The sequence below is a fragment of the Actinomyces sp. zg328 genome, assembly GCF_009829635.1.
GTDB classification, from domain to species: Bacteria; Actinomycetota; Actinomycetes; order Actinomycetales; family Actinomycetaceae; genus Actinomyces; species Actinomyces marmotae.
Genome location: NZ_VWPE01000001.1, coordinates 91,413 through 115,408, shown reverse-complemented (window position 1 = coordinate 115,408; position 23,996 = coordinate 91,413). Strand labels below are relative to the sequence as shown.

The window sequence follows — 23,996 nt, the reverse complement described above, 5'->3', positions numbered from 1 at the left end:
CACCATGATCGACCTGTCCGGTGTCCGCAAGGCCTACTCCTCCGAGGTCTCCATCGGGCCGGTGAGCCTGGAGATACCCGCCGGGGGCATGACCGCCTTCATCGGCCCCAATGGCGCGGGCAAGTCCACGCTCCTGACGATGATCGGCCGACTGCTGGGCATCGACGAGGGCGCCATCACCGTGGCCGGCAAGGACGTGACCACCACGAGGTCCGCCGAGATGGCCAAGATCCTGTCCATCCTGCGCCAGGAAAACCACTTCATCTCCCGCCTCACCGTCCGCCAGCTCGTGGGCTTCGGGCGATTCCCCCACAGCCATGGGCGCCTGACCGCCGACGACGAGCGCGTCATCAGCCGCTACATCGATTTCCTCGGCCTGACCGACCTGGAGTCGCGCCACCTCGACCAACTCTCCGGCGGCCAGCGCCAGCGCGCATACGTGGCCATGGTCCTCACCCAGGAGACCGAGTACGTGCTCCTCGACGAGCCGCTGAACAACCTCGACATCGCCCACAGCGTGGAGATGATGACGCACCTGCGCCACGCCGCCACGGAACTCGGCCGCACGATCCTCATCGTCCTGCACGACATCAACATCGCCGCCCGCTACGCGGACCGCATCTGCGCCATCAAGGACGGCGGCGTCGCCTTCTTCGGTACCCCGGCCGAGGTCATGGACCCCGCGGTCCTCTCGAAGGTCTTCGGTACCGACATCACGGTCATCGAGGGCCCTCACGGCCCCCTCGCCTGCTTCTGAGCCGCGGGGAGTTGCCCGGGCCGCGCTCCCCGCGCCGACAGGCGCCTTGCGCCCCGACAGGCGCTCCCCGCCCCGACAGGCGCGGGCCGCCCGCTCCAGTGGGCGCGAATCGCACCGGTCGGCGTAAGGGCTCAGCGCCTCGCGGTCTCCGGGGCGAGAACGGCGCGGGCGGTGGGCTCATCCGTGGCCAGCGCGGAGAGGTAGCCGCTGCGCAGGGCCGCCAGGATCGCCGTCGTCTTATCGGCTCCCGCCGCGACCCCGATGACCAGCGGGATTCCCGCCAGGCGCTCCAGTCCCAGGCACAGGGTGCGCTCGCAGATCGCGGTATGCACATGGCGGCCGTTGGCGTCGAGGTGATGCCCGCAGATATGGGCGACGACGCCCTTGGCCCGGCACTCGGCGATGACCTCCGGCGTCATCCACCGCCGCAGCAGGGGGCTCACCCCCAGCCCATCGCCGACGGCGCCGATGCCGGTCAGCGCCGCGTCCGAGCGGGCGGCAAGTTCGATCGTCGTCGAGACCTGCTCCTCCTGGCGCATGCCCGTGGCCATGGCCAGGGAGTCGAAGACGAGCGGCACGGTGAGATTGCGGTAGTGCCCGCCCAGGCGCAGGGCCATGGAACGGGAGATATTGGGGCCGTCCTCCAGGTTGAAGGACTCGCCGGCGCTGCCCACCATCGCCACCACCATCGAGTCCGGCCAGATCTGCTCCGGCAGGTGATGCGCCACCGCCCCGACGGCGCGCCCATTGGAAACGGCGACGACGCAGCGCCGTCCCACGTGCTCCAGCAGGAGCTGCCCGGCCGAGCGCGCCAGCTCCGCGCTGACGCCCTGTTCCCCCGGGGGGCGCGCCTCGCAGACCCGGGCCTGCTTGAGGCCGAAGACCCGCGTCAGTTCCTCCTCAAGCCCCATGAGGCGCTCGATCGGATGGGCGACCGTGATCGTGACGACCCCCTCGCGCCGGGCCTCGGCGAGCATCCGGGAGACCGTGGGGCGCGAGTAGCCCAGGCGGGAGGCGACCGCCGCCTGGTCGAGCCCGTCCTCCCAGTACAGGCGGGCGACGTCGAGCAGCAGGGACAGTCGGGATCGACTAGTTGCAGCGCACATCTGTTCCTTCTCGACTCGTCAGGGGCGTGGGTGGGCGGCGTTTCCAAGGCGCGTGCTGCGATTCTAGGACGCGCCGGCCCGAGAGCGCGTCAGAGGTCGTGAACCTATGTGCACCGCTGGGGCGTGATCCTCACTGGCCGACTCCTAGGCTCGTCCATGCCATCCGCGCATTGGGCGCGGTCCGTTCGAAGGAGAACCCGCATGAGCATCGTCCGCACCATCCACGGTGATGTCGACGCCTCCACCCTCGGCGTCGTCAACGCCCACGACCACCTCATCCGCGTCGGCGCCGGCGAGGTCTACATTGACCCCGACCACCTCCTCATCGACGAGGATAAGGCTGTCGAGGAGGCCACGTACTTCGTGGACGCCTCCAAGCGCTTCGCCACTTCCGGCACCATCGTGGACATGTGCCCCGCCTCCTCGGGGCGCGGCGTCCTGAAGCTGCGCGACGTCGTCGACCGGGTCCCCGACCTCCAGGTCATCCAGGCTACCGGCTTCCACCAGCAGAAGGTCTACCTGGAATGGCGTCAGTCCTGGGTCAACCAGTACACCGTCACCGAGATCGCCGACCTGCTCATCGCCGACATCGTCGAGGGCGTCGACGCCAACGACTACATGGGGCCGCTGGTCAAGCGCACGGACATCAAGGCCGGCTGCATCAAGTGGGCCACCGCCTACGGCAAGATCACCGACTGGGAGGTCAAGACCGGCCAGGCCGTCGCCATCGCCTCCAAGGAGACCGGCGCCCCCATCAACACGCATGTCACCGCCGGCACCTGCGGCCCCGAGCAGGCGCGCTTCCTCATCGAGCACGGCGTGGCGCCCGAGAAGATCGCCATCGGCCACATCCAGCGCAACTGGGACCCCTGGATCCACGAGCAGATCACCTCCCTCGGCGCCTACGTGGAGCTCGACGGCACCAACCGCATCAAGTACGTGCCGGACAACGCCCGCGTCAACATCATCAAGACCCTGGGGGACAAGGGCTACGGCAAGCAGATCCTGCTGGGCACCGACTCCGGCAAGGCCTCCTACCAGAAGGCCTACGGCTCGGTCTCCGGCATCGACTACGACCCGGCCGTCTTCTGCCCGCGCCTCATCGACGACGAAGGGGTCGACCCCGCCTACGTCCAGGACCTCCTGGTGAACAACGCGGCGACCTTCTTCGCCTTCGAGCCCCTCGCCGGCTGAACGGGGGAGAGGAGCATGTCACCTTCGCCCGGGCTGCAGATCGCCCTGGACACCTTCGACCTTCCCAGCGCGCTCGGGCCGCTTCAGAAGGCGGCCCCCCACGTCGACGTCATCGAGTGCGGCACCATCCTCGTCCTCGCCGAGGGTTTCCACGCCGTGAGGGCCGTGCGGGCCCTGTTCCCGGACAAGGAGATCCTCGCCGACGTGCGCATCGCGGAGGCCGGCTCCAAGATCGCCCGCATGGCCTTCGAGGCGGGGGCCTCATTGGTCAGTTGCGTCGCGGGGGCCTCCATGGCCACGATCGAGCAGGTCTGCGCCGTCGCTGCCGAGTTCGACGGCGAGGTCCAGGTCGAGCTCGCCGACGAGTGGTACGACGCCGACCGCGCCCGCGCCTGGCGGGAGGCCGGGGTTCAGCACGTCATCGTCAAGCGCTCCCGGGACCGCGAGGCCGCCGGGGACCTGTCCTGGAAGCCCGAGGACCTGGGGCGTGTCGACGAGCTCGCGGGCATGGGATTCACCGTGACGATCACCGGTGGGGTCACCCCCGCCGACCTGTCGGCCTTCGCCGGCCACCCGGTCGGCATCGTCATCGCCGGGCGCTCCATCGTGTCCGCCGCCGACCCTGCCGCCGCGGCGGCCGAACTCAAGCGGGCCATCGAGGAGGTATGGCCGTGAGCGCGAGCGTCCTGGCGGGGTCGGCGTCCTCGGCCAGTGGCTCCAGCGCCACGCGGCCCAACGGCTCGCCCCGGGCCGACGATCCCCTGGCCGAAGGCCTCAGCCTGGGGATCTACGAGAAGGCCCTGCGGGGGCCCGCCCCCGTCACGCCCCCGCAGTGGCGGGACTTCCTCGCCCAGGTGGCGCAGGGCGGGTTCTCGTTCCTGGACCTGTCCATCGATGAGTCCCCCGAGAGGGAGGCCCGCCTGGACTGGTCCCCCGAGCAGTGGCGCGCCGTGCGCCGCGCGGCCGAGGATGCCGGAGTGATGATCGGCGGGATCTGCCTATCCATCCACCGGCGTATCGCGCCGGGCTCGGCGGACCCCGCCACGCGCCAGCGCGCCCGCGAGGTCATGGCCCAGGGCCTGCACGCCTGCCACGAGGTGGGCGCCCCGGTCCTCCAGATCGCCGGCTACTACTGCTTCTACGAGGAGCCCGGGCCGGACTCGGCGCGCTGGTACGCCGATCTCCTCGTCGAGTCCGTCCCCCTGGCCGCCCGGCTCGGGGTGGTCATGGGCATCGAGAACGTCGACGGCGTCGGCGTCACCTCCATCACCCGCGCCATGGAGCTCGTGGAGGAGATCGATTCCCCCTTCCTCCAGGTCTACCCGGACCTCGGCAACATCGCCGAGCAGGGCCTCGACCCGCGCGTCGAGATCCCCGCGGGGCGCGGCCACATGGTGGCCATGCACGCCAAGGACGTGCGCCGGGGCGAGCCGCGCCGCGTGGAGATGGGAACCGGGATCGTCGACTGGGACCTCTCCTTCTCCCTCCTGGCCGACCAGGGCTGGGCCGGGCGCCTCATGATCGAGATGTGGAACGATGATGCCCCCGATTCTGTTGCCAGATGCGTGGCCGCCCGGTCCTTCATCGAGGAGCGGGCGCGCGCGGCGGGCATCGCCATCGTCGGTCCCGAGTCCCCCTGATCACCCCGTGGGCCGTGATGCCCGCCGTCAACCAGTCCCTGCCCGCCCGCGGCCAGCGCCGCACGACCCCACCACTCGCACGATCCGTACCACCGCACCACCCGGGCCGGACCCGGCCCAGCCCGGAGAACGAAGGAGTTCGCCATGACCTATGACCTATCCACGATCGGTGAGGGGCAGATCCGCCTCACCTGCGAGCGGGGAGACCGGCTCATCACCGCCCGCACCCTGCGCATGACCGCCGCCGGCTCGGAGGCCAACGTGGCCGGCCTGCTCTCCGAGCTCGGCCGCTCCACCACCTGGGCCTCCAAGCTGCCCAAGGGCGAGCTCGCCGACCGCATCGCCCTGGAGTACTCCGCCGTCGGCGTCGACATGAGCCACGTGGTGCTCACCGACGAGGGGAGGGTGGCGCTCTACTTCCTTGAGCCCGGCGAGTTCCCCCTGCCCGGGAAGGTCACCTACGACCGGCAGCACACGCCCTTCCGCTCGATCACTCCCGCCGACTTCGACTGGGACTCCCTGCTCGACACCCGCGTCGTCTTCCTCACCGGGATCACCGCGGCGCTCACCCCCGAGACCGCCGGCGTCGTGCGCTACTTCGCCGACGCCGCCCGTGAGCGCGGCGTCGATATCGCCCTCGACGTCAACTTCCGCTCCCTGCTGTGGAGCGGCGAGCAGGCCCGCGAGGTCCTCGAGCCCATCGCGAGGATGTCCTCGATCCTCTTCTGCTCGCGCACCGATGCCGGCATCGTGTTCGGCATCGACGGCGAGGGCATCCAGGCCTGCCACAACCTGCGTGAGGCCATGGGCGCGCCCATCGTGGTCTCCACTGACGGGCGAGCCGGGACCTACCTCTCCTCCGAGAGCGACGAGAAGGTCTTCGACATCAAGCCCGTCACCGTCATCGACCGCCCGGGGGCGGGTGACTCCTTCGTGGCCGGCACCCTCCACGGCTGGCTCGACGGCGACGTCGTCGCCGGCATCGAGATGGGCACGCGGGTCGCCCAGCTGGCCCTCACCCATCACGGCGACCTCACGCATGTGCGCCCCGGTGAGCTCGCCCTGCTAGGCGGCTCCGACATCGTCCGCTGAGGCGGGCCAGCACACACATCGGTTCAGCAAGGTATAGATAGGTTCAATGATGAGCGCATCGACTCTTACCCCTCCGCGCGGCGCGACCGCCGCGGAGCAGATCGACAACCACCGCCTCACCGGCCATCAGAAGTCCCTCATCTCGATGGCCATCGTGGGCAACGTGTCGGAGTTCTTCGACCTGTTCCTCATCGGCTTCATCATCAACATGCTCTCCAGCGCCCCGGGCTGGAGCCTGACAGGGATACAGTCCGGCATCATCCTGGCCGGGGCGGGACTCGGCACGGTCCTCGGCTCGATCATCTGGGGGCGCCTGGCCGACAGGATCGGCCGCAAACAGGCCTTCATCTGGTGCATCATCGTGCTTGTCGTGTTCACGGCGGCCTCGGCGCTCACCCCCGTCAACGGCTGGATCATCCTGGCCATCCTGCGCACCGGCGTGGGGTTCGGCGTCGGCGGCCTCAACATCACCTCCGTGCCCTACGTCCAGGAGTTCGTCCCGGCCAAGCAGCGCGGACTCCTGTCCGGCCTGACCAGCGTGTTCATCCCCGCCGGGATCCTGCTGGGCAGCCTGGTCACGAAGTACTTCGGGGACGACCTGGGCTGGCGTGGCCTCATCGCGGTGGGCTGCGTTCCCATCGTCCTGCTCGCCTGGACCCGGGTGGTGCCCGAGTCGCCGCGCTTCTACCAGACCCACGGCCGTGAGGCCGAGGCGCGGGAGGCCTACGCCTGGGCGATGGAGATCCCCGTGGAGCAGGTGGCCTCCCTGCCGGAGATCCCCCAGGAGACCTCGGTGGCGTACTCCACCATCCTCAAGCGCTACCCGCGTCAACTGCTCGTGGTGTCGCTGGGCTCCTTCTGCTTCATCCTGGGGTCGTTCACCGTGCAGTCCTGGGGGCAGACGCTGCTCGGGCAGTCCTTCAAGTTCGACGGCGGCATGGTGGCCACGCTGTTCATCCTCGTCTCGCTCGGCGACCTCCTGGGGCGCCTGGGCTCGGCTTGGATCTCCGACCGCATCGGGCGGCGCCTGACCATGCTCGGCTGCGGCGTCATCGGCGGCATCGGCGCGCTCATCGCCGCGCTGTCCACGACGATGGTCGACGACGGCGCCGCGAGCACCGCGGGGACCGCCGGCTGGGTGTTCTTCATCGGGATCCTCATCATCATGACCTTCGGCGACGGCGCCTTCGGGATCCTCAACGCCTTCGGCGGCGAGCAGTTCCCGACCTCCGCGCGCTCCACCGGCCTGGGGCTCGGCTACGGCATCGGCGCGATCGCGAAGGTGGCGGGGCCCTACCTCGTGGGCGCCCTCATCGGCGGGGACAAGCCCACTAGCACCGACGTCGTCTTCGTGCCCTTCCTCATCTTCGCCGTGCTGCTCGTGCTCGGCGGGGTGACCTACATGTTCGCCACCGAGACCAAGGGCGCCTCCCTCGACGACATCTGACCCCTCCCCCCCCGTCGAGACCGGTCGAAAACAAGAACGAAACCGGTCGGGAACTCCGCTTGGAGCGCTCCCGACCGGTTTCGTTCGTCATTTCGACCGGTCTCGCTCGTCATTTCGACCGGTCTCGGATATAGGAGGGGGTGATGGGTGGGTTAGTGCTGGCCGTAGACGTTCTGGTAGCGGTCGTTGAGGCTGTCGATGGCCGCCTGGTCGATCGGGACCGGGGTGCCGCCGTCGCGCGCGATGTGAACGGTGCGCGCCACCTCCTCGCACATCGCGGCGGCCTTGACCGCCGCCCGCCCATCGGCGCCGATGGTGAAGGGGCCGTGGTTGGCCATGAGCACCGCCGGCGAGCGCGATCCCGACAGCGTCTCCACGATGCCCCGGCCGATCGAGTCATCCCCGATGAGCGCGAAGGGCCCCACCGGGATCTCGCCGCCGAACTCGTCGGCCATCATCGTCAGCACGCAGGGGATCGGTTCGCGCCTGGCCGCCCACGCCGTCGCGTACGTTGAGTGCGTGTGCACCACCCCGCCCACGCGCTCCATGTGCCGGTAGACGTAGGCGTGCGCGGCCGTGTCCGACGATGGCGCGAGCGAGGCGGGCGTGCCGTCGTCGATCTTGGTCCCATCCAGGGAGCACACGACCATCGTCTCGGGTGAGAGCTGGTCGTAGGTGACGCCCGAGGGCTTGATGACGAACAGGTCCGTCTTCTCCGGCCCGTTGCCGCGATCCACGACCACCCTCTCGGAGACGTTGCCCGCCGTCCACACCACGAGGCCCCATCGGGGCAGCTCGGCGTGCAGGGCGGCCACCCGCTCCCGGGTGGCGGCGACGGCGGAGCGCAGCTCCTCATCCAACTCGGCCAGGACGATCCGGCCGGCGGGGGATGGGGCGGTTGACGAAGATGCTGACATGACGGTTTCTCCTCACTGGGATTGCGGGCCGGAGGGCCGGACGGTGCTCCGCGACAGCCGTCCCGACCTGCTCACATGCTGATTCGGTGGTTTCCCTGACGGCTCCCGATTGTCACACTGGTGCGGAGGGGATCTCACCGGGCTGCGTGCACATCGGTGCAGTGCCAAGCCCGCCCCCGCCGAGCGCGGCGCGGGATCCCGCCGATCCGCCTGCGCGCCGGGCCCGGGGCGAGTAGCGTCGGCGGCATGAAGAAACTCATCAACGCCATCGACGCCGTTGTCCCCGAAGCCCTGGCCGGAATGGCCGCCGCCCACCCGGGTGAGCTCCGGGTGGATCCCGAGCACCGCGTGGTCTACCGCGCCACCCCGAAGGCCGAGGGCAAGGTCGCGCTCGTCTCCGGGGGCGGCAGCGGCCACGAGCCCCTCCATGGGGGCTTCGTCGGCACCGGGATGCTCGACGCCGCCTGCGCGGGAGAGATCTTCACCTCCCCCGTTCCCGACCAGATCGTCGCCGCCACCACCGAGGTCGACCGCGGCGCAGGGGTCCTGCACATCGTCAAGAACTACACCGGCGACGTCATGAACTTCGAGATGGCCGCCGAGATCGTGGACGTGGAGTCCGGCATCAAGGTCGCCACCGTCGTCACCAACGACGACGTCGCCGTCGAGGACTCGCTCTACACCGCTGGGCGGCGCGGCGTGGGCGTGACCGTCCTGGTGGAGAAGATCGCCGGCGCGGCTGCCGAGGAGGGCCAGCCGCTGGAGGAGGTCGCCCGCATCGCCGGAGCGGTCAACGCCGCGGGCCGCTCCATGGGCATGGCCCTGACCTCCTGCACCGTCCCCGCCAACGGCAAGCCCTCCTTCGATCTTCCCGACAACGAGATGGAGATCGGCATCGGCATCCACGGGGAGCCCGGCCGCCACCGCGCTCCCATCGCGCCCGCCGCCGAGATCGCCAAGAGGCTCGTCGAGCCGATCCTCGCTGAGCTACCCGCCGCCGACGGCGAGGACCGGGGCGTCATCGCCTTCCTCAACGGCATGGGAGCCACGCCCCTGCTCGAGCTCTACCTCATGTACGGCGAGGTCGCGAAACTCCTCGATGCCGCCGGCATCACCGTGGCCCGCAGCCTCGTGGGCGACTACATCACCAGCCTCGACATGGCCGGATGCTCGCTCACCCTCGTGCGCGCCACCGACGAGATGCTGCGCCTGTGGGACGCCCCCGCCGTCACCCCCGGTCTGAGGATGGGCGCATGAGCGCCGCTCCCGCCGAATCCTCGGCCGCGCCCGCTGCCCCGCCGTCCCGGCTGACGGTGGAGGATCTGAAGTCCTGGCTGCGCGTGGCCGCGGCGCGCATCGCCGAGCGCGCCGATGAGCTCACCGAGCTCGACGCCGCCATCGGCGACGCCGACCACGGCGCCAACATGCGGCGGGGCATGGCCGCCGTCGTCAAGGCCATCGACACGGCGAACGGGGCCGACGGCGCCCCGGTGCTCGCCACCGCCGACGCGCTGCTGAAGAAGACCGGCATGACGCTCGTCTCCTCGGTCGGCGGGGCCTCCGGCCCCCTGTACGGCACTTTCTTCATGCGCATGGGCGCCTCCCAGGCAGGCGTCACCGAGCTCGGCGCCACCGAACTCTCGGAGGCCATCGACGCCGGAGTCGCCGGCATCGTGGCCCGCGGCAAGGCGGGCGCTGGGGAGAAGACCATGCTCGACGCCTGGTACCCCGCCCTGGAGGCCCTGCGCGCCCACGGCGAGGACCTGGCCGCGGGGACGGCCGCCGCCGCGCGCGCCGCTGCCGAGGGCCGCCAGGCCACCAAGCCGATGATCGCCACGAAGGGCCGCGCCTCCTACCTGGGCGAGCGCTCGCAGGGGCACATCGATCCGGGCGCCGCCTCGACCGCGATCATCCTGGGGGCCCTGGCCGACGTCGTCGCCGGGACCGCCGAGGCTCCCGGGGCTGGGGCCCAGGCCGCGCAGGAGCCCGCCGAGGTGTCGCGGCCCCAAGAGGCCGCGGCGCCTGCGACGACCGGTGCGACCGGTGCGACCGGTGCTCCCGGGGCGCCAGTGGAGCGGCCGGTGCCCGCTCCCACCACTGAGGAGGGGCGCGGAGCCGACGCCGGTATGACGGGCGCAGCCGGTACGAGGGGCGGCACCGTCGGTATCGTCCTGGTCTCGCACTCCCGAGCCCTGGCCGAGGCCGCCCGTGACCTGGCCACTGGGCTTATGGCCTCGGTGAGCGCTCCGATCGAGATCGCCGCCGGCCTGGCGGACGGAGGGCTCGGAACCGATGCCGCGGTCGTCGCCGCCGCCATCGAGCGCCTGGCCGCTCAGCCGGGCAATCAGGGCGTGCTCGTCATCGCGGATCTTGGCAGCGCCATCATGAGCGCCGAGGCCGCCCTGGAGCGGCTCAGTCCAGCGGCGGCCTCCCGCGCCCGCCTGAGCCCGGCTCCCTTCGTCGAGGGTCTCATCGGCGCCCACGGCGCCGCCGGGATCGGCCTCGACCTGGAGGCGGTGGTCGCTGAGGCCGCCAAGGCCGCCCCCGCCAAGGCCGCTCAGATTTCCTGAGCCCCCGGCTGGACCATGGCCCGCCCCGGTACGGGCGCGTACCGGGGCGGGTCGATGCGTCCACCGACCAGCCCGGCGATCGGAGCCCTCGCGCGGTCATCCCGAGATGAGCGAGGCGCTGGCCCGCCGGATCAGCGAGCGGTGCCTATCGGTCCTTGAGGAGCAGGGGGAGGGATGGATTGCCTAGGATGGGCGGCGACCGGCGCGGCGACGCGCGGCGGCATACGAGGGAGGAACACCGATGATCAACGGAGAGCTCATCGACCTGCGGGCGGGCGATTACGCCGCGCGCATCGCCACCGCGGGGGCCACCCTCGTCCACGCGCGCCGTGGGGGCCGCGACCTCGTCCTCCCCTTCGACGCCGCCTCCGAGCTCCCCCCGGGCTGGCAGGGCAAGACCCTCGCCCCGTGGCCCAACCGGACCGCCGGCGCCGCATACGCCTACGGGGGCACTGACTACCTCCTGCCCCGCAACGAGCCGGAGACGGACTCCGCCCTCCACGGGCTGGTCGGCTGGCTCGACTGGCAGGTGGCCGAGGTCGCAGAGGACTCCGTCACCCTTGAGGTGCTGCTGCCCGCCTCCTACGCCTACCCCTGGGCCCTCGAGCTCTCCAGCCGCTGGGAGCTCGACGCCGAGGCCGGTCTCACGATGACGCTCACCACCACCTGCGTCGGCGCGGCGCGGCCCTCCGAGGCTGTCGTCGGCGCCCCGCTCTCCGACGGCGCCCTCCTCCCCGCCCCCTACGGCGCCGCCTTCCACCCCTACCTCCTGCGCGGCGCGGGCGCCGACGACTGCGTCCTCACGGTCCCGGCCGCCGCGGTCCTCACCGCCGATGAGCGGATGGTTCCCAACGGCCTCGTGGACGTGGCCGGCACCGACTGGGACTTCCGCTCCGGGCGCCCGATGGCCGGCGTGAGCGTGGACAACGCCTTCACCGGCCTTCCCGAGGGCGCCTGGCAGGTGCGCGTCGAAGGGGAGGGGGGCGCCGTCGTGCTGTCCTCCGACGCCCCCTGGGCGCAGGTCTACACCGACGACGGCCTCGGCCGCCGCGCGATCGCCGTGGAGCCGATGACCTGCCCGCCCAACGCCCTCAACTCCGGCGACGGCCTCCTGACCCTGGCCGTCGGAGAGTCCCACGCCCTGGCCTGCGCCCTGCGCGAGGAGCGCTGAGCGGCGCCCGCCCCGGCGCCCGCTCTCAGGCCCGGTTGGCGAAGCGCTCCAGGAGGTTGGCGTCCCCGCCGACCACGAGCACGTCGTCGGAGGAGACCAGGGTGTCGGCGCGGGCGTACTCGAAGGACTCGCCGGGGCTCATCAGGCCGAAGACCGTCACCCCGTAGCGGGAGCGGATGCGGGACTCGCCGATGGTGAAGCCGTGCAGCTCGGCCGGCGGGCGCATCTTGACGATCGTGAAGCCGCCCTTCTCCATCTCGATGTAGTCGAGCATCCGGCCCGACACGAGGTGCGCGGCGCGCTGCCCGGCGTCGAACTCGGGGTAGACCACGTGGTGCGCGCCGATGCGGCGCAGGATGCGGCCGTGCGCCCGGGAGATCGCCTTGGCCCAGATCTGGGGTGTCTCGAGGTCGACGAGGTTGCCGGCGATGAGCACGGAGGCCTCCAGTGAGGAGGCGACGCCGACGACGGCCGTCCCGAACTCGGTGGCGCCCAACTGCTCGAGGGCCTCGACATCGGTGGCGTCGGCCTCGACCAGGGGGATGTGGCCGCTCCATTGGCGCACGATGGCCGGGTCGCTCTCCACGGCCAGGACCTCGCGGCCCAGGCGGTCGAGGGTGGCGGCCACGGCTGAGCCGAATCGGCCCAGGCCGATGACCAGGGTTGAGTCGGTGCGTGATGCGGCGGGTGCCATGTCTGCTCCTGAGGAAGATCGGCGGCGGGATGCCCCGCCCACGCCCCACGGTAGCGGTTCAGCCGATGAGGGGGCGCTCCTCGGGCATCCGGATGACCCGCCTGCGCTCGCGCATGGCCAGGGCTGAGGCCGCCGTCATGGTCCCGGCGCGCCCCACGAACATGAGCACGATGATGACGTACTTCCCGCTCGTCGGCAGGATCGGCGTGATGCCCGTGGACAGCCCCACCGTGGCGAAGGCGCTGATCACCTCGAACAGCACCCGATCCAGCGACAGGCCCGTGATCTCCAGCAGCAGCACGGAGGCCACGCCCACCACGCACGAGCCGATGAAGGCCACGGCCACGGACAGCCGCACGGCCTGCGGGGTGATCCGTCGGCCGAAGATCTCGATGTCCTCGTCGCCCCGGGCCTCGGCGACGATCGCCATGAGCAGGATCGCGAAGGTGGTCACTTTGATGCCGCCGGCCGTGGACGCCGAGCCCCCGCCGATGAACATGAGCGCGTCCTGGACGAACCAGGTGGTCTCGCGCATGTGGTCGGTGTTGATGAGGCTGAGTCCCGAGGAGCGTGAGTCCACCCCCATGATCAGGCCGTTGAGGATCTTGCTCCCGATGGGCATGGGCCCGAGCGTGCGGGGATTGGCCCACTCGAAGGCGGTGAGCGTGATCGCCGATCCGGCGGTCAGCAGCGAGTAGGTGGCGAGGGTGAGCTTGGTGTGCAGCGTCCACTGCCGCGGGCGCCGGCGGCGCCGGACCATGTCGAGCACCACGGGGAAGCCGAGCGCGCCGACGAAGGTGCCCACCACGATCGGCAGTCCCATCCACCAGTCCGAGGCGTAGGGCTCCAGCCCCTCGGGCATGATGACGAATCCGGCGTTGTTGAAGATCGATAGGGACATGAACGCCGAGTACCACAGCGCCCGGGGGAGGGGCTCCCCCAGCGTGAGAAACCGCGGGAGCAGCACGATGGCGAGGATCACCTCGGCCCCCAACGCCGTGATGATGACGGCCCTCAGCAGCGCGGCGACGTCGCCCAGCCGGGACTGGTTCTCGCTGGCGGCGAGGATGCGCTGGGTCAGGCCCACGTGCCGGTTGACGGCGAAGGACAGCAGTGAGGCCAGGGTCATGACGCCCAGGCCGCCGATGGCGGCGCCCAGGATGATGACCGCCTGGCCGAAAGTGGACCAGTAGGTGGCGGTGTCCACGGTGGTCAGGCCGGTGACGCAGACCGCCGACGTCGCCGTGAACAGTGAGTCGACGAGGCTGGGCGCGCGCCCCGACGCCGTCGAGATCGGCAGGGCGAGGAGGGCCGCGACCGCGCCGATGATCGCGGCGAAGATGACGACGGCGAGCCGCGCGGGGGAGAACCGGGCCGCCCGCGCCAGGCGGTCGTAGAGCCCCAGGCGCACCAGCAGGCCCCGCGGTCCGGTGGCGGGGCCGCGGTCGGCGGGCATGAGAGCCGCGTCCTCGGGCGCGGTGCTCAGCGCGGAGAGGGGGCCCGGGGACTGCCGGGGCGACTTGCTGGATGAGGGCACGGGCACATTGTGGCCCCTTCGATGGGCCGCGCGCGCCATCGCGGCGTCGCTTTCCCCTTCTTGATCTCGGGCGTTGTCGTGACCAAAATGTGATCTGCAACGAGTGGTGCGTTTGGGGACGCGATGGACGTGTGCGCCTGGTGGGACAGGCGTTATATTGGGCTCAGTCCTGCGCGGCGCCGACCGCCCGGGCGGGAGGGCGCGTCACCCATGACTCCTCAGCGCCTTCCGCCGCCCGGGGCTGCCCGCTGTGCACATATCCGAACCTGACTGACGGGATCCGCATCCATGGCACCTGCCCTTCCCAGTCCTGCCGCCTCCGGCGCCCCCTCCTTCCTTACGGTCGCGGAGGTCGCCGCCATGCTGCGGGTCTCCAAGATGACCGTCTACCGCATGGTCCACTCCGGCGATCTGCCCGCCATGCAGGTGGGGCGCTCCTTCCGGGTCCCCGAGCGCGCGGTGGCCGAGTACCTCTCCGCTGGCCTGGGTGACTGGGGCCACGGGGAGACGGAGGCCTCGGGGTCCTGAGACCCGCTAGACTCGCCGGGTCACATGAGTGGCCGGGTCGAGACATCCCATGAGGGCCCGTCATCGCCCGACCATCAGGCCCGTCCGGCCGCCCGCTGGCCCGTCTTCGGATCCCGGGGCGCGGTCGGGCCCCGGCAAGTAAGACTGTGAGGAATACCCATGGGTTCTGTCATCAAGAAGCGTCGCAAGCGCATGGCCAAGAAGAAGCACCGCAAGTTGCTTCGCAAGACGCGTCACCAGCGCCGCAACAAGAAGTGACGCGCCCCCCGGGGGCCTCGGGGGCTCCCGCCCCGGGCGTGCCCACGCGCGCCCGGGCGCTGGGCGGCCGGGCGCCGTCCTCCCTCGCCGAGCTCACCACCCTGCGCATCGGCGGTCCCCTCGGCCACTATCTCGAAGCCTCCACGGAGGAGGAGATGATCGAGGCGGTCCGCCAGGCCGACGCCTCGGGGACGCCGCTGCTCGTGGTCGGAGGCGGCTCGAACATCGTGGCCTCCGACGCCGGTTTCGACGGCCTCGTCCTGCGCGACGGCCGCCAGGAGGTCCGCGTCGTCTCCGAATCCGCCTGTGGCGGCGTCGAGATCACCGCCACCGGTGGCGTGGCCTGGGACGATCTCGTCAGCCGGGCGGTGGCCGACGACTGGGCCGGATTCGCCCCGCTGTCCGGCATCCCCGGCAGCGTCGGGGCCGCCCCCGTGCAGAACATCGGCGCCTACGGCGCTGAGGTCGCCGAACTCCTCGCCTCCGTGCGCGCCTGGGACCGCCTCACCGGCCGCGTCGTCCACATGCCGCTGGCGGACCTGCGCCTGGCCTACCGCGACTCCGTGATCAAGCGCTCGCTCACGGACGCCCCCACCGGTGGCGGGCGCGTCTGGGGCCCGACGGGCCGCTGGGTGGTGCTCGCCGTGGGCTTCCACGTCCGCCAGGCCAGCCTCGCCGCCCCCATCGCCTACGGCCAGCTCGCCTCCGCCCTCGGGACTGAGATCGGCGCGCGCGTCCCCGCGGTCGACGTGCGCCAGGCCGTCCTCGACCTGCGCCGCTCCAAAGGGATGATCCTCGACGACGCCGACCACGACACCTGGTCCGCCGGCTCGTTCTTCACCAACCCGATCCTCACCGCCGAGCAGGCCGCGAGCCTGCCCGACGACGCCCCCCGCTTCCCGGTCGCCGACCACTCCCGCCCCACCGACACGGTGCGGGGAGCGCCCGTCATCGAGGGCATGGTCAAGACGAGCGCCGCCTGGCTCATCGACCACGCCGGTTTCCCCAAGGGCTTCGCCCTGCCCGATGCGCCGCGCGCCTCGCTGTCCACCAAGCATGTCCTGGCCCTGACCAACAGGGGCGGGGCCAGCGCCGCCGACCTGGTCGCCCTGCGCGACGCGGTGGTCGACGGCGTGCGCGAGCGCTACGGCGTCACGCTCGTCCCCGAGCCCGTCCACGTCGGCTGGTGAGCCAGCCAGTCGTCCACCTCGGCCAGCCAGCGCCGCTTGGATGACTCCTCAGCCAGGCTCGCCCGGATCGAGCCGCGCGCCAACTCTGCCAGCGCGTCGTCGTCGAGCCCCTGCGAGCGGGCGATCGCGTACTGGTCCGTCAAGCGCGAGGAGAACAGCAGCGGGTCGTCCGCGCCCAGCGCGATCTGCGCCCCGTGGTCGATGAGTGCCCGCAGTGGCACGTCCTCGGTGCGGTGGTAGACCCCGAGGCACACATTCGAGGCCGGGCACACCTCCAGACTGATGCCCGCCGCCACGATCGAGTCCAGCAGGGCCGGGTCCTCTCCGGCCCTCACGCCGTGGCCCAGGCGGTGGGGGCGCAGGGCGGAGACGACCTCGCGCACGTGCTCCGGCCCCAGCAGCTCACCGCCGTGGGGGAGAGAGGCCAGGCCCGCGCGCCGCGCGATGGCGAAGGCGGGGGCGAAGGCGGAGGTCTCCCCGGCCCTCTCATCGTTGGACAGCCCGAAGCCAACCACCTGGCCCGGCCCATCACCCGCGTGCCGGGCGGCCAGCCTGGCCAGGGCGCGGGCATCGAGGGGGTGGCGGATGCGGGAGGCCGCCACGATGATCGCCACCTCCACGCCGGTCAGGGCGGTGGCCTGCGCCGCGGCGTCGAGGATGATCTCCAGGGCCGGCGTGATCCCGCCGACGAAGGGCGCGTAGGAGGTGGGGTCCACCTGCATCTCCAGGCGCCGCGAGCCCTCCGCGGCATCGTCGAGCGCGGCCTCCAGCACGAGGCGGCGCATGACCTCCTCTGAGTCCACGAGGTGGCGGGCGGTGTTGTAGGCGCGCTGGAAACGGAACCAGCCCCGGTGGTCCGCCGGGACACGCAGGGGATCGCCGTCTAGGAGAGAGGAGGGCAGACGCGCGCGCGACGTCGAGGCCAGCTCGGTCAGGGTGTCCAGGCGCATGGAGCCCGTGAAATGCAGGTGGAGGTGCGCCTTGGGAAGGGCGGCGAGATCGCGCCGGCCGGTGCTGGAGCGCCGGGCGTCGGTCGGCCCATCGGTGGGGGCGGGCGCCTTCATCATGGTGGATGCGGCGGATGCGGTGGGCGCGTTCGGCCCGGGGAACTCGGTGGGCACGGCGGTGATTCTCCCACGAGCACCGCCCGTTGGTCGGATGTGCGTTGGCGCCGAGTGCGGCAGACTTATCGGCATGAGTCCATCGTCGGCATCCCGCGAGCCCGAGGAGGTCGCGCTCCTCACCGGGCCCCGAGCGGCCTCCGTCCTGTCCGCGGCCCTCGCCCCCGCGGGCAGGCGCTTGGACTCCTGGGAGGTCCATTCCGTCCACCACCGCCCCGGCGCGGGCGTGTCCGTGGGCTACACCGCCGTCGTGCTGTCCGCGGATGGGCGCCGCTCCACCGAGTACCTGTGCGCGACGACGGCGCGACTGACCAACCCGCAGGCACCGGGCCTGACCCGCGTGGCGCCCACCGGCGGGGACGGGCCGGCCGTCCACGTGTGGCGGCACCCCGGGGACCCCGAGCTCCCCGCCCTCCCCGTGGCCTGCACTCCCTCCCTGCTCTCCCAGCGCCTGGGATCCCCGGTCAAGGCGATGATGGTGGCCTACCGCCCCACGCGCCGCGCGGTGGTCAAGGTGACCTTTGCCGACGCCTCCACCGCCTACGCCAAGGTGCTGCGCCCCTCCCAGTCGAAGGCCTTCGCCCACCGGCACCGACTGCTCACCGCAGCCGAGGTCCCCGCCCCCGAGGTGCTGCGGGACGACCCCGATGGCCTCGTCCTGCTGTCCACCGGCAAGGGGGCCTCCCTGTCCGGGCTGCTCAGCCGCGGCATGGATCCCGAGCAGGCCACCCGCGTCTTCAACCACCTCACCGGCCTGCTCGACGCTCTTCCGCGGGCCTCCCTGGATCTGCCGGTCCACCCGGCCTGGTCCGACCGCGCCCGCCACTACGCCCACGCCGCCGCCACCGTGCTGCCCGAGCACGCCTCGCGCGCCCGGGCCATCGCCGACGGCGTCGCCCAGCTCATGGCCACCTCCGACCCGGGCCCGGTGGTGCCGGTTCACGGCGACTTCTACGAGGCCAACGTCCTCATGGACGGCGAGTCCGTCTCCTGTCTGCTCGACGTGGACTCCCTCGGGCCCGGGCGGCGCGTGGACGACCTGGCCTGCTTGCTCGGGCATGTCAGCGTCCTCGACCACCTCGCCCCTGCCTCCTACCCCCGCCTGCGCCCAGCCCTGGAGACCTGGACGCGCCTGGCCGAGAAGCAGGCGGATCCCGTGGCGCTGCGGGCGCGGGCCGCCGGCGTGGTGCTGTCCCTCGTGGCGGGCGCCCGGCGCGAGGATGGCGGCCCGTGGCGCTCCGACGCCGAGGGCCGCTTGGCCCGGGCCGAGACCTGGCTCGCCCAGGCCCGCGAGCTCCAAGCCCGCCGCGGCCCCCACTGACGCCGCTCCCCACCCTCCCCCTCGCCGAGACCGGTCGAAAACGGCGTCGAGACCGGTTCGCATTGGGCGCAGGAGAGCGCGCTGATTCCCGCTCGTGCTCGCGCGGGCTGCTGCGGGCGCCGTCGGCGGCATCCTCCTCGGGGAGCGCGTCAACGTCCCTGACCGCGCATCCTCCGCCACTGGAGCCTCGCTCCCCCGCGCGATCCCCACGGACTCCGCTGGGCGTCAGCCGCGCTGCGGCGAGTACTTACACGGCGGGGCCGGGGTCCGGTCCCATGGGCTCGAGTACGGGCTGACAGCGGCCCACGGCGTCTCCGCCCGTCCTTTGGAGCGGTCGGGGATGACCTGATGGAACCTGGCGACAGGCCGCGGGCCCACCGTCGGCCGGGCCCCCTGCTCGCGGTACTGAGCGGCGGAACCGCTCCCGGGAAGGAGGCCCGGCGGGCGGGCGCTCAGGCGACCTCGGCCAGGAGCGCCTGGAGGCGCCCCACGCCCTCGGTGATCGCGTCGTCGCTCGTGGCGTAGGACAGGCGCAGGAATCCGGACGGGCCGAAGGCCTCACCGGGCACCACCGCGACCTCGGCGTGCTCGAGGACGAGCGAGGCCAGCGTGGCGGAGGAGTCGATGACCGTCCCACGCAGGGACTTCCCGATCAGCGCCTCGATGCTCGAGTAGGCGTAGAAGGCGCCCCGCGGCGTCGGGACGGCGAGCCCGTCGATGGCCGAGAGCATCTCCACCATGACCTTCCGACGGCGGTCGAAGGCTTCCCGCATCCGCGCCACGGCGGTCAGGTCCCCGGCCACCGCCGCGAGCGCTGCCCGCTGGGACACGTTGGCGACGTTGGAGGACAGGTGCGACTGGAAGTTCGTGGCGGCCTTGATGACGTCGCTCGGGCCGATCATCCAGCCCACGCGCCAGCCGGTCATGGCGTAGGTCTTGGCCACGCCGTTGAGGACGATCGTGGTGTCCGCCAGCTCGGGGACGAGCGCCACGATGTGGGCGGGCTCGGCGCCGTCGTAGAGGAGGTGCTCGTAGATCTCATCGGTGATGACCCAGATGCCGTGCTCAAGGGCCCACTGCCCGATGGCGGTGAGCTCAGCGGGCGTGTACACCGAGCCGGTGGGGTTCGACGGCGAGCACAGGAGCAGGAGTTTCGTTCGCTCGGTGCGGGCGGCCTCGAGTTGCTCGACGGTGACCTTGTACTCCTGGTCCGCGCCGGCGAAGACCTCCACCGTGATACCGCCGGCCAGGGCGATAACCTCGGGGTAGGTGGTCCAGTAGGGGGCGGGCAGGAGGGCCTCGTCGCCCGGGTCGAGGATGGAGGCGAAGGCCTGGAAGACGGCCTGCTTGCCGCCATTGGTGACGAGGATGTCGTCGGGGGAGACCTCGTATCCGGAGTCGCGCAGGGTCTTGGCGGCGATGGCCTCGCGCAGCACGGGCAGGCCCTTGGCGGGGGAGTACTTGTGGTTGGCGGGATCCTTGGCGGCGGCGATCGCGGCCTCGACGATGTAGTCAGGGGTGGCGAAGTCGGGCTCGCCGGCGCCGAAGCCGATGACCGGCCGACCAGCGGCCTTGAGGGCCTTGGCCTTGGCATCGACGACGAGGGTGGCGGAGGGGGCGATGGCGGACAGGCGCGCGGAGACGCGCCGTGCGGGGGAGGTGCTCACTGTGCTCACAGGGCCTATGGTCCCACGCGGGTTATCCGCCTGTCACGCCCCTCCCGCCCTCTAGCCGAGACCGGTCGAAATCAGGAGCGAGACCGGTCGAAATCGGCAACGAGACCGGTCGAAATCAGGAGCGAGACCGGTCCATCAACACGGCGAGATTCGTGCTCGCGATGCCGCCGCCCCGCCCCGCACCCTCATGCCAGGGACATGAAGAGCTTCTCCAGGCGGGTCGCTTCCAGGATCTGGCCGGATGGGTCCTTCGTGAGGCTGGCGCGCATTCCGGAGGCGATGATGGCGAGCCCCGCGCGGTCCACCGCCTTGCTCACGGCCGCGACCTGCACGACGACCTCCTCGCAGTCACGGCCCTCCTCCATCATGCGGATGACGGCGTCGAGCTGCCCGCGCGCCCGCTTGAGGCGGGCCATAGTGGGATGCAGGTCCGTGGGGTTGAGCGCGATGCCCATGGTCGTTCCTCCTTCATCGGGGGCGCTGCGGCGTCGTCCTGAGCGCCGGCCCCGCCAGCCGCGGACCAGGTGCGGTGGCCGCCGTCGAGATCGCGCGCCTCGCGCCCCTCCTGGAGGAGGATACGGGTCGCGACGTGGCCGCGCAGGCCCGCCTCGCGAGCCGCTGCCAGCGGTCGGTCGGGCGGATCTCCGAGGTGATCGCGTGGGGTGCCCTCCGGGATGTTGAGGGCGCCGGGCGCATTCCGCCGGCCCGCTCGTCGATGGCGTCGCGCTTGGCAGTGGCGTCGCCGGCCGGCCACGTCGCGGGATCGGATGATCGCTGCTGCTCGTCGACGGCGATCGCCCCGCGCTCATCGGCCCCCAGCCTCGCGCGCCGCCGGTCAAAGGCGCGCAGGAGGGCCCGGCCTCGGCGATGCTGGCCCCGGCGTCGGCGCGGTGGATGGTGGCGCGGCGCGGTCGATGGGCGCGGCCTCGGTGGAGGCGAGGGCCCCAGGGTTGCGGGCCCGCAGGGAGCCGGGCGCGTGGCGCGGGAGGGCATTGCGCTTCCCGATGACCCCGCCCTGCGTGCTGTGGACCGGTCTCGCTCTTGATTTCGACCGGTCTCGGTGATGAGGGGCGGTTAGACGCGGGTGGCGTCGAGGATGTGGGTGAGGAAGGACAGGCGCTGCTCGGGGGTGGCCTCGGCCGGGACCTGGCACTTGGCCCCGAGGTAGGAGGCCGGGGCGATAGCCCCCTCGGGGCCCTCGATGGGCTCCAGCGCGGCCAGGGAGCAGGCGCGCACATCCTCAGCGCCCATCACCGATCCCGGCTCGTCGACGTCGAGGGGCAGGTGCCCATCCATCCACGCCTTCGCGTAGCGGGTATCCGCGGGGCCGGCCCCGGAGAACATGACCCCCTCCAGCACTCCGGCGGCGCGGGCGAGGCGCACATGCTCCAAGGCGGTGGCGGCGTCGCGGGCCTCGAGGGCTGAGCGGCCCCAGTTGAGGGACATGCGCGCGCGGGGATGGTTGAGGACGCGCAGGACCTCCAACTCCTCGTCGATCCCGAGCAGCCGCTTCTCCCCCAGGTCGGGCGCCACGAAGGCGTCGCAGTGCTCCACCAGGAGGAGCGCGCCGCCCCAGTCGTAGTCGACGATCTGCGACAGCGACTCCCCGAAGGCCTCGGCGCTGTGCGCCACCCCGGGCTCGCCCGAGGGCGCGGAGTGGATCTCGACGGCGGCCACGACGTCGCGGCCGGCCGCCTCCCGCAGCGCCTCGACGCCGTCGCGCACCGAGCGGGTGAAGGAGAGGGCGTCGGCGCGGCCCTGGCGATCGGTGGAGGCCAGGCCGAAGGCGCCGGTCGCCCACACGCGCACCATGGTCCCGGGGATCGCGGTGATGATGTTGCGGTCCCAGTGGGGTGCGAGCTGGGAGGCCAGCCAGGGCAGGCCGGCCGCCCCGCCGAGGTCGTCCCGGAAGGGGATCTCGAGCCCGCGAGCGCCCGGAATCTGCGCCAGGAGCCGGTAGTACTCCTCCTGGTCCTCCTGGGACTCGGGCAGCGAGGCGTAGGCGCCGAGGATCGCGCTCGGGGCGGGGCGCGACTCGCCGGGCGCGCCGGCGCCCGATGCTGGCTGATGGGCGGCGACGGTGCCGGTGGGGCTGGGCGCCCCGGGGGTCGGGAGGGCTGCGGCGGTGTTCCGAGCATTGGTCATAGTGGCCTCCTCTCGTGAGGTCGAGCAGGGCCGGGGCGGTTCGGGCGCGGTGCGCGCGGTCACGAGCTGTCGTCGGCACCTCTCATCGGATATCAGACAACGGGGACCACGATAGCGGATTCCCCTGGGATGCCTGCCTCTGCCCGAGGCTCTGGGGCTGGCGCCCGAGACTCTGGGGTCTGGCAGTGGTGCAGCCCACCCCGTCGCTGTTTCCACTCCCGGGGGAACCTGTGGCAGGATTGGTCACCGCTGAAGGGCAGTGGCGCAATTGGTAGCGCACCGGTCTCCAAAACCGGCGGTTGTGGGTTCGAGTCCCGCCTGCCCTGCTGAGAACGGCGGATCTGTCGGGAGATCCCGTCGGTTCGTCTTCTCGTCCCGTCAGGGATGGCAAGGATTCGGACCGTCGAGCACCCGAGGATCGTGACAATGAGCGAGAGCGCCGCCAAGGACGCATCCACGCGCAGTGGCAACCCCATCAAGCGCGTCATGCGCTTCATCCGCCAGGTCATCGACGAGATGCGCAAGGTCATCTGGCCCACGAAGAACGAGTTGTGGACCTACTTCGTCGTCGTCATGGTCTTCATCGTCGCGATCATGGCCTTCACCGGCATTCTCGACACCATCTTCGACCGCCTGGTCATGTGGGGCCTCGGCTGAGTCCCGCCGAGCCCAGCGCCCACCCGTCAGCCTGAAGAAGCCAGTGGAAAGCAGGTACACCGTGTCCGAAGAGACGCTCGAGGAAACCGCTGTCGAGGAGAGCGGTGGGGCCGCCAGCGCCGCCGACGCCGCCCAGGAGGCCGCTGAGGGCGCCACCGCCCAGGCCGCGCCCGAGGCCGCCGAGGCCGCCGACGCCATCGACCCGCTGGAGGACTTCCGCAAGGAGATGTCCTCCCTGCCCGGCGAGTGGTACGTGCTGCACACCTACTCCGGCTACGAGCGCCGCGTGGCCGCGGACATCAAGGCCCGCGCCGAGAACTTCGAGATCGAGGACTACGTCTTCGACGCCGTCGTCCCCATGGAGACGGTCATCGAGATCAAGGCCTCCAACAAGAAGAAGGAGGTGTCGCGGGTCCGCATCCCCGGCTACGTGTTCGTGCGGATGGACCTGGATGACCCGGAGACCTCTGACCGCGTGTGGCGCACCATCAAGGACACCCCGGCCGTTACCGGCTTCGTGGGGGACCGCTACAACCCGGTGCCGCTGACCTTCGAGGAGGCCGTCTCCCAACTCGGCCCCACCCCGGAGGAGGTCGCCGCCAAGCAGGCCGCCAGCGCGAACGCGAGCCCCGAGGAGGGGGCCGCCACGCAGGTCGCCGCCGGAGGCCAGGTCTACGAGGTCGCCTTCTCCGTGGGCGAGTCGGTCATCGTCACTGACGGCCCCTTCGAGTCGCTGCCGGCCACGATCTCCGAGATCCACCCGGACACCCAGAAGCTCCAGGTGCTCATCTCCCTGTTCGGTCGCGACACCCCGGCCGAGCTCTCCTTCACACAGGTGTCCAAGATCTGAGGCGAGCCGCCCCCGCGGCGAGCCGCGCCGGTGCCCGGTATCACAGCGCGAGCGCTTGTGATACCGGGCACCGGGCGCTATCGGGGCACCGCGCGGGGGCTAGGATGGGCCCTCGTGCGCGCTCC

General features: G+C 71.6%; 23 protein-coding genes, 1 tRNA gene and 1 pseudogene. 17 read left to right on the top strand and 8 right to left on the bottom strand.

Going from position 1 to position 23,996, the window contains the following annotated elements; genetic code table 11:
- Window positions 1-4: 4 nt before the first annotated feature.
- Entirely contained in the window at window positions 5-757 is a 753-nt protein-coding gene (locus tag GVV75_RS00515) for an iron ABC transporter ATP-binding protein (protein ID WP_159522203.1), read from the top strand.
- Between the two features lie 131 nt (window positions 758-888).
- Here GVV75_RS00515 and GVV75_RS00510 read toward each other — a convergent pair whose 3' ends face one another.
- Window positions 889-1,863 carry a sugar-binding transcriptional regulator gene (locus GVV75_RS00510; protein ID WP_159624910.1) on the bottom strand — a complete coding sequence of 325 codons (975 nt, stop codon included), beginning with the start codon at window positions 1,861-1,863 and terminating at the stop codon, window positions 889-891.
- Between the two features lie 201 nt (window positions 1,864-2,064).
- Between GVV75_RS00510 and GVV75_RS00505 the strand changes: the two genes are divergently transcribed.
- From GVV75_RS00505 to GVV75_RS00485, 5 genes are all read left to right on the top strand, one after another.
- On the top strand, window positions 2,065-3,057 hold the full coding sequence (locus GVV75_RS00505) for a phosphotriesterase family protein (RefSeq protein ID WP_159522207.1): 993 nt from the start codon (window positions 2,065-2,067) through the stop codon (window positions 3,055-3,057).
- A 15-nt stretch (window positions 3,058-3,072) separates the two neighbouring features.
- Window positions 3,073-3,732: an orotidine 5'-phosphate decarboxylase / HUMPS family protein gene (locus GVV75_RS00500; protein WP_159522209.1), complete on the top strand. Its 660-nt coding sequence runs from the start codon at window positions 3,073-3,075 to the stop codon at window positions 3,730-3,732.
- On the top strand, window positions 3,723-4,697 hold the full coding sequence (locus GVV75_RS00495) for an L-ribulose-5-phosphate 3-epimerase (RefSeq protein WP_201288675.1): 975 nt from the start codon (window positions 3,723-3,725) through the stop codon (window positions 4,695-4,697). Before GVV75_RS00500 ends, GVV75_RS00495 begins: the two co-directional genes overlap by 10 nt.
- Window positions 4,698-4,841: 144 nt before the next feature.
- On the top strand, window positions 4,842-5,789 hold the full coding sequence (locus GVV75_RS00490; RefSeq protein ID WP_159717540.1) for a sugar kinase: 948 nt from the start codon (window positions 4,842-4,844) through the stop codon (window positions 5,787-5,789).
- A 49-nt stretch (window positions 5,790-5,838) separates the two neighbouring features.
- Window positions 5,839-7,236 carry an MFS transporter gene (locus GVV75_RS00485; protein WP_159522213.1) on the top strand — a complete coding sequence of 466 codons (1,398 nt, stop codon included), beginning with the start codon at window positions 5,839-5,841 and terminating at the stop codon, window positions 7,234-7,236.
- A gap of 152 nt (window positions 7,237-7,388) precedes the next feature.
- Here the strand turns inward: GVV75_RS00485 and GVV75_RS00480 are convergent, their stop codons facing one another.
- Window positions 7,389-8,153 (bottom strand): L-ribulose-5-phosphate 4-epimerase, encoded by a 765-nt coding sequence (locus tag GVV75_RS00480; RefSeq protein WP_159522215.1) that lies wholly within the window; start codon window positions 8,151-8,153, stop codon window positions 7,389-7,391.
- Between the two features lie 246 nt (window positions 8,154-8,399).
- On the opposite strand from GVV75_RS00480, the gene dhaK reads away from it, so the two are divergent.
- The 4 genes and pseudogenes from dhaK to GVV75_RS00465 all read left to right on the top strand — a co-directional run bounded on the left by dhaK (window position 8,400) and on the right by GVV75_RS00465 (window position 11,894).
- Window positions 8,400-9,410 carry a dihydroxyacetone kinase subunit DhaK gene (gene dhaK, locus GVV75_RS00475; RefSeq protein WP_159624904.1) on the top strand — a complete coding sequence of 337 codons (1,011 nt, stop codon included), beginning with the start codon at window positions 8,400-8,402 and terminating at the stop codon, window positions 9,408-9,410.
- Window positions 9,407-10,102: pseudogene (gene dhaL / locus GVV75_RS10070) on the top strand (dihydroxyacetone kinase subunit DhaL); the annotation flags it as partial. The gene dhaK and the pseudogene dhaL, both read left to right, overlap by 4 nt.
- Window positions 10,103-10,279: 177 nt before the next feature.
- The gene (locus tag GVV75_RS10065; protein ID WP_175994139.1) at window positions 10,280-10,723 is read left to right on the top strand and encodes a PTS-dependent dihydroxyacetone kinase phosphotransferase subunit DhaM; all 444 of its coding nucleotides are present in this window, start codon (window positions 10,280-10,282) and stop codon (window positions 10,721-10,723) included.
- Between the two features lie 241 nt (window positions 10,724-10,964).
- Window positions 10,965-11,894 (top strand): aldose 1-epimerase family protein, encoded by a 930-nt coding sequence (locus GVV75_RS00465; protein ID WP_159522221.1) that lies wholly within the window; start codon window positions 10,965-10,967, stop codon window positions 11,892-11,894.
- A gap of 25 nt (window positions 11,895-11,919) precedes the next feature.
- On the opposite strand, the gene GVV75_RS00460 is transcribed toward GVV75_RS00465, so the two are convergent.
- Both GVV75_RS00460 and GVV75_RS00455 read right to left on the bottom strand, forming a co-directional pair.
- A complete protein-coding gene (locus tag GVV75_RS00460) occupies window positions 11,920-12,588 on the bottom strand; it encodes a potassium channel family protein (RefSeq protein ID WP_159522223.1) in 669 nt (222 codons plus the stop codon).
- A 58-nt stretch (window positions 12,589-12,646) separates the two neighbouring features.
- A complete protein-coding gene (locus tag GVV75_RS00455) occupies window positions 12,647-14,044 on the bottom strand; it encodes a TrkH family potassium uptake protein (protein ID WP_413227731.1) in 1,398 nt (465 codons plus the stop codon).
- 369 nt (window positions 14,045-14,413) lie between these two features.
- Here GVV75_RS00455 and GVV75_RS00450 point away from each other — a divergent pair, with 369 nt between their 5' ends.
- From GVV75_RS00450 to GVV75_RS00440, 3 genes are all read left to right on the top strand, one after another.
- Window positions 14,414-14,653, top strand: a complete 240-nt coding sequence (locus GVV75_RS00450; protein WP_159522227.1) for a helix-turn-helix domain-containing protein — start codon at window positions 14,414-14,416, stop codon at window positions 14,651-14,653.
- A 159-nt stretch (window positions 14,654-14,812) separates the two neighbouring features.
- Window positions 14,813-14,911 carry a 30S ribosomal protein bS22 gene (locus GVV75_RS00445; RefSeq protein WP_003792170.1) on the top strand — a complete coding sequence of 33 codons (99 nt, stop codon included), beginning with the start codon at window positions 14,813-14,815 and terminating at the stop codon, window positions 14,909-14,911.
- Window positions 14,908-16,101 carry a UDP-N-acetylmuramate dehydrogenase gene (locus GVV75_RS00440; RefSeq protein ID WP_159522229.1) on the top strand — a complete coding sequence of 398 codons (1,194 nt, stop codon included), beginning with the start codon at window positions 14,908-14,910 and terminating at the stop codon, window positions 16,099-16,101. The genes GVV75_RS00445 and GVV75_RS00440 overlap by 4 nt, the downstream gene beginning before the upstream one ends.
- Here GVV75_RS00440 and GVV75_RS00435 read toward each other — a convergent pair.
- Complete coding sequence (locus GVV75_RS00435; protein WP_159522326.1) at window positions 16,056-17,165, bottom strand: adenosine deaminase; 1,110 nt, start codon at window positions 17,163-17,165, stop codon at window positions 16,056-16,058. The two genes, GVV75_RS00440 and GVV75_RS00435, sit on opposite strands and share 46 nt — an antisense overlap.
- Window positions 17,166-17,295: 130 nt before the next feature.
- On the opposite strand from GVV75_RS00435, the gene GVV75_RS00430 reads away from it, so the two are divergent.
- A complete protein-coding gene (locus GVV75_RS00430) occupies window positions 17,296-18,543 on the top strand; it encodes a phosphotransferase (RefSeq protein ID WP_159522231.1) in 1,248 nt (415 codons plus the stop codon).
- A 452-nt stretch (window positions 18,544-18,995) separates the two neighbouring features.
- Here the strand turns inward: GVV75_RS00430 and GVV75_RS00425 are convergent, their stop codons facing one another.
- From GVV75_RS00425 to GVV75_RS00415, 3 genes are all read right to left on the bottom strand, one after another.
- Window positions 18,996-20,210 (bottom strand): pyridoxal phosphate-dependent aminotransferase, encoded by a 1,215-nt coding sequence (locus tag GVV75_RS00425; RefSeq protein ID WP_159813159.1) that lies wholly within the window; start codon window positions 20,208-20,210, stop codon window positions 18,996-18,998.
- Window positions 20,211-20,404: 194 nt separating this feature from the next.
- A complete protein-coding gene (locus GVV75_RS00420; protein ID WP_201288236.1) occupies window positions 20,405-20,674 on the bottom strand; it encodes a metal-sensing transcriptional repressor in 270 nt (89 codons plus the stop codon).
- Window positions 20,675-21,293: 619 nt separating this feature from the next.
- Entirely contained in the window at window positions 21,294-22,364 is a 1,071-nt protein-coding gene (locus GVV75_RS00415; protein ID WP_159812997.1) for a DUF4862 family protein, read from the bottom strand.
- A gap of 253 nt (window positions 22,365-22,617) precedes the next feature.
- Between GVV75_RS00415 and GVV75_RS00410 the strand changes: the two genes are divergently transcribed.
- The 3 genes from GVV75_RS00410 (at window position 22,618) to nusG (ending at window position 23,871) form a co-directional block, all read left to right on the top strand.
- Window positions 22,618-22,690: transfer RNA gene (locus GVV75_RS00410), tRNA-Trp, on the top strand.
- 100 nt (window positions 22,691-22,790) lie between these two features.
- Window positions 22,791-23,021 carry a preprotein translocase subunit SecE gene (gene secE / locus GVV75_RS00405; protein WP_159522234.1) on the top strand — a complete coding sequence of 77 codons (231 nt, stop codon included), beginning with the start codon at window positions 22,791-22,793 and terminating at the stop codon, window positions 23,019-23,021.
- Window positions 23,022-23,082: 61 nt separating this feature from the next.
- Window positions 23,083-23,871 carry a transcription termination/antitermination protein NusG gene (gene nusG / locus GVV75_RS00400; RefSeq protein WP_175994057.1) on the top strand — a complete coding sequence of 263 codons (789 nt, stop codon included), beginning with the start codon at window positions 23,083-23,085 and terminating at the stop codon, window positions 23,869-23,871.
- The last annotated feature ends 125 nt before the right edge of the window (window positions 23,872-23,996 follow it).